At 48.8% G+C, this 7,905-nt stretch carries 8 protein-coding genes and 7 tRNA genes; 1 reads left to right on the forward strand and 14 read right to left on the reverse strand.

Annotated features, from left to right (window positions below):
* Nucleotides 1-38 precede the first annotated feature (38 nt).
* From IRE19_RS13075 to IRE19_RS13105, 7 genes are all read right to left on the reverse strand, one after another.
* On the reverse strand, nucleotides 39-1,025 hold the full coding sequence (locus tag IRE19_RS13075) for a CdaR family protein (RefSeq protein ID WP_203340730.1): 987 nt from the start codon (nucleotides 1,023-1,025) through the stop codon (nucleotides 39-41).
* Nucleotides 1,018-1,854, reverse strand: a complete 837-nt coding sequence (cdaA, locus tag IRE19_RS13080) for a diadenylate cyclase CdaA (protein ID WP_203340731.1) — start codon at nucleotides 1,852-1,854, stop codon at nucleotides 1,018-1,020. The genes IRE19_RS13075 and cdaA overlap by 8 nt, the downstream gene beginning before the upstream one ends.
* 101 nt (nucleotides 1,855-1,955) lie before the next feature.
* The gene (locus tag IRE19_RS13085) at nucleotides 1,956-2,591 is read right to left on the reverse strand and encodes an anti-sigma factor family protein (RefSeq protein WP_203340732.1); all 636 of its coding nucleotides are present in this window, start codon (nucleotides 2,589-2,591) and stop codon (nucleotides 1,956-1,958) included.
* A 12-nt stretch (nucleotides 2,592-2,603) separates the two neighbouring features.
* Complete coding sequence (gene sigW, locus IRE19_RS13090) at nucleotides 2,604-3,167, reverse strand: RNA polymerase sigma factor SigW (RefSeq protein ID WP_191715107.1); 564 nt, start codon at nucleotides 3,165-3,167, stop codon at nucleotides 2,604-2,606.
* Nucleotides 3,168-3,360: 193 nt separating this feature from the next.
* Nucleotides 3,361-4,269: an arginase gene (rocF, locus tag IRE19_RS13095; protein WP_203340733.1), complete on the reverse strand. Its 909-nt coding sequence runs from the start codon at nucleotides 4,267-4,269 to the stop codon at nucleotides 3,361-3,363.
* Between the two features lie 70 nt (nucleotides 4,270-4,339).
* Complete coding sequence (locus IRE19_RS13100; protein ID WP_191715105.1) at nucleotides 4,340-4,903, reverse strand: GNAT family N-acetyltransferase; 564 nt, start codon at nucleotides 4,901-4,903, stop codon at nucleotides 4,340-4,342.
* A gap of 15 nt (nucleotides 4,904-4,918) precedes the next feature.
* Nucleotides 4,919-5,800: a LysR family transcriptional regulator gene (locus IRE19_RS13105; RefSeq protein ID WP_203340734.1), complete on the reverse strand. Its 882-nt coding sequence runs from the start codon at nucleotides 5,798-5,800 to the stop codon at nucleotides 4,919-4,921.
* 104 nt (nucleotides 5,801-5,904) lie between these two features.
* Between IRE19_RS13105 and IRE19_RS13110 the strand changes: the two genes are divergently transcribed.
* Nucleotides 5,905-6,984, forward strand: coding sequence for a citrate synthase/methylcitrate synthase (locus IRE19_RS13110; protein ID WP_203340735.1), 1,080 nt, complete (start codon nucleotides 5,905-5,907; stop codon nucleotides 6,982-6,984).
* Nucleotides 6,985-7,054: 70 nt separating this feature from the next.
* Here IRE19_RS13110 and IRE19_RS13115 read toward each other — a convergent pair.
* The 7 genes from IRE19_RS13115 to IRE19_RS13145 form a co-directional block, all read right to left on the reverse strand.
* Nucleotides 7,055-7,127: transfer RNA gene (locus IRE19_RS13115), tRNA-Ala, on the reverse strand.
* 30 nt (nucleotides 7,128-7,157) lie between these two features.
* Nucleotides 7,158-7,230: transfer RNA gene (locus tag IRE19_RS13120), tRNA-Lys, on the reverse strand.
* Between the two features lie 10 nt (nucleotides 7,231-7,240).
* A tRNA-Gln gene (locus IRE19_RS13125) sits at nucleotides 7,241-7,315 on the reverse strand.
* 16 nt (nucleotides 7,316-7,331) lie between these two features.
* Nucleotides 7,332-7,415, reverse strand: a tRNA-Tyr gene (locus IRE19_RS13130).
* 20 nt (nucleotides 7,416-7,435) lie between these two features.
* Nucleotides 7,436-7,511, reverse strand: a tRNA-Val gene (locus IRE19_RS13135).
* 4 nt (nucleotides 7,512-7,515) lie between these two features.
* Nucleotides 7,516-7,590: transfer RNA gene (locus IRE19_RS13140), tRNA-Glu, on the reverse strand.
* Between the two features lie 136 nt (nucleotides 7,591-7,726).
* A tRNA-Thr gene (locus IRE19_RS13145) sits at nucleotides 7,727-7,799 on the reverse strand.
* Nucleotides 7,800-7,905 lie beyond the last annotated feature (106 nt).

Raw genomic sequence — 7,905 nt, forward strand, 5'->3', positions numbered from 1 at the left:
TAAGCTTTCGCTTTTTTTCATTTTTATACTTTATACCTTCAGTTGCCGGAAGCTCCGGAACCTTCCGGAAGCAATGCATCTTCATCGATCACCGTTTCCGCTTCCACCGAGACTTGTCCTGGCGAAACACCGGAAGTTCCAGATGGAATTGCCAGCTCTACTTCTAAGGTGTCATCTTCAGCCGTCACGTCTGCCGCATCGACTTCAATGACATATTCAGTGATTTCATCCACCACCGTTTTCGGACCAAAAATCCGGACTTCTTCGGTGGCTGTATTCCAATCGTTGATGGTGATGCCTGGACGGGCTTCTCCAGTAGGCTCGAGCCTCACAGGCACAAGTTTGCTGTATTCGACCACATCGACGTCCACTTCAACTTCCTGCGGTTCGATCTCGGCACTTTCGAGCTTCGTCAAATCCTCTGCCAAAACACGGACACGCGCTGCAGTCGTAAAGGACTCCTTCACTCCCTGTTCACCGGAAACCGTCGCTTTCACAAAGCTGATGGCGTCGATCATGCTTTTCGGACCTGTGACTGTGACCGTTTCCGGTTTAACAGTTACGTTTTCCAGGATAAAACCTTCCGCCAGCATCCGCTCATTCACTTCCGGATCGATGCGGAATTCCTGCGATACCCGCTCTTCGATGACGACATTGACGAACGCCGGATCAACCCGGATATTTAATTGTTCAGACAGGTTTTCCGTTTGGATAGGGACCTGATGCTCTCCCACGGGCAAATTGCGCAGATCCACAAACAAAGTGAAGTCCTCCAATTGCCGCGCTGTCTGAACAATACTGACAGGTCCACTCAAATGCAGATCTGCTGTTTTCGGTACACCGCTGACCATCAGACTGTTATCATGGTATACCTCAAGTTCCACATCTTCAATCACTTCCGAAACGCGGCTGGTATCCGTCGTCCCGGTGTTACTGTCTTCCGCCTGTACCGAGAAGAATAATAGAAAGGCTAACAGCAGCGCCGTAATCCGTAAAAACCAGCGATTGTCCATCATCTTATCCATTCTTTTTCCCCCTCAAATTCCACCAGGCCGGAGCGACTTCCTGCTGTTCTGCACCAAACCAGATCCGGCGCAGCTTTACTTCGAAGTCTTCAAGTGACAAATTGCGGTGCAAATCGCCATTCGCTGTTAAACTGATGGCGCCTGTTTCTTCCGATACGACAATGGTGATCGCGTCGGTCACTTCACTGATGCCAAGAGCCGCACGGTGGCGAGTTCCCAACTCTTTTGAAATGAACGGACTTTCAGACAACGGCAAGTAACAAGCCGCTGCAGCAATCCGGTTTTTTTGGACAATTACCGCTCCATCGTGCAGCGGTGTATTGGGAATGAACAAATTGATCATCAGTTCAGACGTGATATCCGAGTTCATCGGAATGCCCGTCTCAATGTATTCGCTCAAACCGGTCTCGCGCTCGATCGATATCAACGCCCCAATTCGCCGTTTCGCCATATAGCTGACGGATTTGGACATCGCTTCGATCAACCGGTTGCGTTCGGACTCCTCATTCAAGGTACTGCTGGAGAATAGCTTGCCGCGGCCGAGCTGTTCAAGTGCACGGCGCAGTTCCGGTTGGAAAATGATGATGATGGCCAGGAACCCCCATTCGAGAACCTGCTGCATAATCCAGCCGAGCGTTTCCAGGTTGAGTGCTTGTGTTACGAGGCGCGCAATGATAATGACAAAGATCCCTTTCAGCAATTGAACGGCTTTCGTTCCTTTGATGACAGTGATCAATTTATAGATAACGAACCAAACTAATAAAATATCTATGATATTCCCTAGAAGTTCGAGTGGTGTTTGGTCTGTTAAATTTTCCAAAAAAGGCATCTGCAACCCTCGCTTTTCTACATCTGCATATGCATTCAGTATATCATAAGTGAATTGGGCTTGCCTTCATAGAAAAAACCCATCCTTTAGGAGGATGGGTTCTACTCTTCTGTTTGGCTGCCGTCTGCATCAAAAATAGCAGCTGCTTCCTTAAAGCCATTTTTGATGGTGTACCACAGCCATTCGAAAGCTTGATCGATTTCCTCAATCTCACCGGTAATGACACCGCTTGAAGCCATGTACTGGCCGTTCACGATGGTGACGTCCCCTTCAAGCTCGCCTTCCACACGCAAATCGCCATTGCGCACAGTCAGGTCGCCGACTACTTTCTCGCCTTCAGGGACAATGACGGTCTGCCCGTCGACCACCAGATTCGGCTGCTTGGTAAAAGCAAACTGCTGGTCGTCGTTGAAGTTCGTGAACAGCGCGGCACTCATGAGCACACAGAACAATGCGGCAGCTGCCAGCATCGGATGTCTTCTGAACCAACGCTGGACACCCGCCCGCTGTTTTTCTTTCGGCAGCCGCGCCATTGTCTTTTGGACAAAGTCGGCTGGTGCTTGTATATGTGATGCACTTTGGACAAATGCAATGGTTTTGCTTAATTCCTGGTACAGCTTTCTGCAGTCGCTGCAACTCTCCAGGTGTTCTCTCAGTTGTCGTTCATCGTTTTGACTGATGTCCCCATCCAGGTAATCGTCCATTAGATGAAGCACATTTTCCGGACACGCATTCATCGTGCTCGCCTCCTACAAATTGCTCAATTGCTTGCGAAGAGCTTCTCTTCCTCGGTGTATACGCGTCTTTACCGTACCCAACGGCAAATCAAGGATTTCACTGATTTCCGCCAGCGGCAATTCTTCAATATACTTTAATACAATAGCGGCACGGTACTTATCTGGCAAGCGACTTATCTCGTACTGTACCCGCTCCTGTACTTCCATCCGCATTAATTCTTCTTCCGGAAGCTCGTCATCATTGGCAATTTTCGAATACATGTTCAAGCCTTCCGTCCCGCGCACTTCAGCATCCAAATGGTAATCCGGCTTTTTCTTGCGGATCCGGTCGATGCACAGATTGGTGGCGATGCGGTACAGCCATGTCGAAAATTTCCGATTCTGGTCAAACGTGTGGATATTTACATAAGCCCGCATAAAAGCTTCCTGCGCAATATCTTCCGCTTCCTGCTTGTTGCCAAGCATCCGGTAGCAGATCTGATACAGCTGGTTTTGGTAAAGCTCCACGATTTCGGCGAATGCGTTCTGATCGCCTTTTAATACTTTAGCTATTCGTTTATTGACTAACGCATCCATGATCTCATTTCCCTCCGCCTATGCGGCTGTACTTTATATACGTCCGTTGTCTCTAAAGGTTTCAATTATTTTTTCCTTATTCTATCGTATCAGACAATACCCAAATAAATCCAACCAATTTTGTGACGTTTTTGATAAGTGAAAAGTTTCCTGTTTAACGGCATAAAAAAAACAGGCTTTCGCCTGTCTTGGATTACAATAATTTTTCACCGAATAAAGAGCCGATCAATGCGACAGCTACATCAGCTGTGCGGTTTTTCTCATCCAGAATCGGATTGACTTCCACAAATTCAGCAGAAGTGATGATATCTGCATCAAACAGCATTTCCATCGCCAAATGGCTTTCACGGTAACTGATGCCCCCCGGAACCGGTGTCCCGACGCCTGGTGTGTACATCGGGTCGATGCCATCCAGATCCAGCGACAAATGGACTGCGTCCGTTTTGCGCTCTTCCTTCAAATAACGGATGGAATCTTCGATAACCGCATTCATGCCCATTTTATCGATTTCGTGCATGCTGTAAACACGGATGCCATGCTCTTTAATCAATTGGCGCTCACCGGGATCCACTGAACGGGCTCCGATGATGACAATGTTTTCAGGTTTCACTTTTGGTGAATAGCCACGGATGTTCGTCAGCTTTTCGTGGCCATGCCCAAAGCTTGCAGCAAGCGGCATGCCGTGGATGTTGCCGGATGGCGACGTGTCGCTGGTGTTCATGTCTGCGTGTGCATCATACCAGATGACGCCCAGGTTTTCGTGGCGCTCCGAAATTCCGGAAAGCGTGCCGATGGCAATGCTGTGGTCGCCGCCCAGCACCAACGGGAAATTGCCCGCTTCTGCCACTTCAAATACTTTATCTCCAAGCGCTTCAGTCGCTTCAGTGATCACTGTCAAGTTGCGTAAATTTGTTGATGTATCAACGCTGCCGTCTGCCTGGCCGATTTGGATGTCCCCTTCATCCGTTACGCGATGGCCCAATTCTTCAATGCGTTCTACGACACCCGCATAACGGATAGCGCTTGGTCCCATGTCGACACCACGGCGATTTTGACCGTGGTCCATTGGAACGCCGATAATAGCTATATTTAATTTATTCATTATTTTATACCCCCTTAGCAAGATAGATTCATTGTAACCGCTAAGGTCTCCATGGCTCAACTGTACAAAATCAGGTATATTTATTCACTTTTTTTGCTAAGTCTTTTTTTACTTTCGGCCATTCTTTATCGATAATTGAATAAACCACGGCATTTCTTGGCTTGCCGGTTGAACGGATGCGTTCATTGCGCATGACACCTTCTTTTACAGCGCCGATGCGTTCAATCGCTTTCTGCGACCGGATATTTTCGGCATCTGTTTTGAATTGCACACGGATCATGCCGCGTTCTTCAAAGCAATAACTGAGCAATGCCCGTTTGACTGCTGTATTGACATGCGTCCGCTGCGCCGATTGTGCATAAAAAGTGGCACCGATTTCGCAGCTTTTATGGGTTTCATCAATTGCATATATGCGTGTGGTGCCGATGATTTCATCCGTCAGTGGATTTTCCACCGCAAATATCAGCACATTTGACTGGTTCAATCCGGCTTCCAGCCACGTCACCATGTCTTCAAAAACCTCGACTTTATTGAGCATATATTCGAAGATCTTCGGCGTATACAAAGCCCATAGTGCTTCAAAATCCTCTCTTTTCAACAACCGCAAACGAATGCCATCCGATTCTATAATCATGCCGATTTCCCCCTATTAAATAAAATACACTGATTGGATCCGCTGCAGAAAATCCTGCTCAAGCTCTCCCATTTTTTTTGTTAAAAAGTAAGTCGATGCTACCGGCAATGGGAACAAGTCAAAATGGGCTTCCATTAGTCGTCCTTCCACCAGTTCCCGCCGGACCATCGATTTCGGCAAAAAGGAAACACCCAACCCTTCCTGAATAAAACGTTTGGCAATGTGAGCCTGTGTCACTTTCATTGTCCGGAGGCCCGGGACATGAAGCCTCAGCTGCCCCAATAGCTCTTCCCAAAACAACGGATGATGGTGAGAAAACAGCACCGTGGTCCGAAGCGCCTTCTCGACGGAAATTGCCGGCCCTGTCTCATCGTCATAAGCGTCCCGCGGCAGGATGAACAACAACGGATCGTCATAAACCACATGCTGAGCGATACTGCGCCCGTGAGGCGGCAAAGCAGAGATGCCTGCGGATACTTCTCCCTCTTCCACCAAAGCTTCAATCTGTTCGGATTCCTCCACGCGGATCACCAATTCCACTTGGGGATGCTCAGCTGTGAATGACTTCAGCACATAAGGCAAAATCGTTTCCGCCATCAAAGGGGAAATGGCCAAAATCCACTTTTTTCGATAGCCCTGCGCAAATGAATGAAGTTCTTCGACACTGTCGTCCAGCTGTTCCAGCACTTTGCTGGCCCGTTCTTTAAAATGCCGGCCTTCTTCGGTCAATGACACCCGGTTATTGCTGCGTATAAAGAGAAGCAGCCCTAAGCTTTCCTCTAATAAACGGATATGGACAGTAACACTGGGCTGTGACATCATCAGCCGCTCCGATGTCATTCTGAAATTCAATGTTTCCGCTGCGTCCACGAAGGTTCTCAACCACTGGACTTCCATGACATCCCCCATTCCAATTAATAATTTTAATTATTCTAATTATATATCTTTAATTTTTTTTATCAATCCACGGGGGTAAACTAAAAGAAAAGGAGGAATTTCTTATGTTCCAAAAAGGGTTGAAAGGAATTGTAGCGGTTCAGACAGCTATTGCTTCTGTAGATGGAGACAAAGGAGAGTTGCGGTATCGCGGCCAACTGGTGGAAGAAGTGATTAAAAATCGCTCGTTTGAAGAAACCGCCTATTATCTATGGTACGGGGAATGGCCGGATGCCGAATCGCTGAAACAGTTGCAGCAGCAAATGATTGGCTACCGGAAGCTCCCTGCACATATCATCGCGATTGCCCAGGCTTTGCCAAAAGAAACACCTCTGATGGACGCCATGCGCACCTTGGCGTCGGCCTATACGCATGCGGATTTCACCGCTTTGCCTTCCCGGGAACAAGCCGTGGCGCTTACTGCTGCCTTGCCGGTCATGACTGCTTGTTTTTACCGATTTCAAAATGGACAGGACCCTGCAGCACCGCGTGACGACTTGGGGCATACCGCCAATTACTTGTGGATGATCAACGGCCAAGAGCCGACCAGTGCCCAAACCGAAGCCCTGGAAACGTACCTGAAGCTGACCATGGAGCACGGCATGAATGCCTCGACATTTGCAGCACGCGTCACCATCTCCACCGAATCCGATCTTGTCTCTGCAGTCACTTCGGCACTCGGTGCTATGAAAGGCCCGCTTCACGGCGGTGCACCATCCGGCGTAATCGATCTGCTGGATGAAATAGAAACCGAAGAGCGCATCGATGCAGTCATCGCAGACAAACTCGACCGCGGCGAGAAAATCATGGGCTTTGGCCACCGGGTTTACCGGACCGAAGACCCCCGTTCCGTGATCCTCCGGAAAAAATGCCAGGAACTGCAAGGCGAAGACGCCTGGCTGGATTTAGCCGTTGCGGCTGAAACCCGCATCATTGAACAATTGAACCAACGCAAACCAGGACGCGCCCTCTACACCAATGTCGAATTTTACGCAGCCGCCATCATGCGGTCGATTGCCATGCCGACGCAGCTGTTCACTCCGACATTCAGCGTTGCCCGCATTGTCGGCTGGACCGCACATGCCTTGGAACAGCAACAGGACAACGTCATTTTCCGCCCACAATCCGAATACGTCGGAAACTAAAAAAAACCCGTATCCAAGTTAATGGATACGGGTTTTTTACACATGGATAGTACAAATACACATGGAACAATGGAGCCTAGGGGGCTCGAACCCCTGACCTCGTCACTGCCAGCGACGCGCTCTCCCAGCTGAGCTAAGGCCCCGCGCTGAACAGGCGCAAGGAAGTTAAAAAATGAGCCATGAAGGATTCGAACCTTCGACCCTCTGATTAAAAGTCAGATGCTCTACCAGCTGAGCTAATGGCTCATAGTAAAAATGGCTGGGGTACCTGGATTCGAACCAGGGCATGACGGGATCAAAACCCGTTGCCTTACCGCTTGGCTATACCCCAATAACTAAAAGAAAACTGGTGGTGGGGGGCAGATTCGAACTGCCGAACCCGAAGGAGCGGATTTACAGTCCGCCGCGTTTAGCCACTTCGCTACCCCACCGTATGCTGTTTCGAAAAAAATGGTGGAGGATGACGGGATCGAACCGCCGACCCTCTGCTTGTAAGGCAGATGCTCTCCCAGCTGAGCTAATCCTCCAAAATGGTGACCCCTACGGGATTCGAACCCGTGTTACCGCCGTGAAAGGGCGGTGTCTTAACCGCTTGACCAAGGGGCCTTGATTAAAAACTGTTTAACTTTCTGCAAAGAAACTCTTAAAAAGAACAAAAGCTTCCAACCGGATTCGAACCGGTGACCTCTTNTTGATTAAAAACTGTTTAACTTTCTGCAAAGAAACTCTTAAAAAGAACAAAAGCTTCCAACCGGATTCGAACCGGTGACCTCTTCCTTACCATGGAAGCACTCTACCTGCTGAGCTATGGAAGCAAGGCAAAAGAATCATTCAGGTACAAAAAGTAAACATAGAATAGCCCAGCGACGTCCTACTCTCACAGGGGGAGACCCCCAACTACCATCGGCGCAAAAGAGCTTA

It is taken from the genome of Planococcus beijingensis, assembly GCF_016820615.1.
GTDB lineage: Bacteria > Bacillota > Bacilli > Bacillales_A > Planococcaceae > Planococcus > Planococcus notacanthi.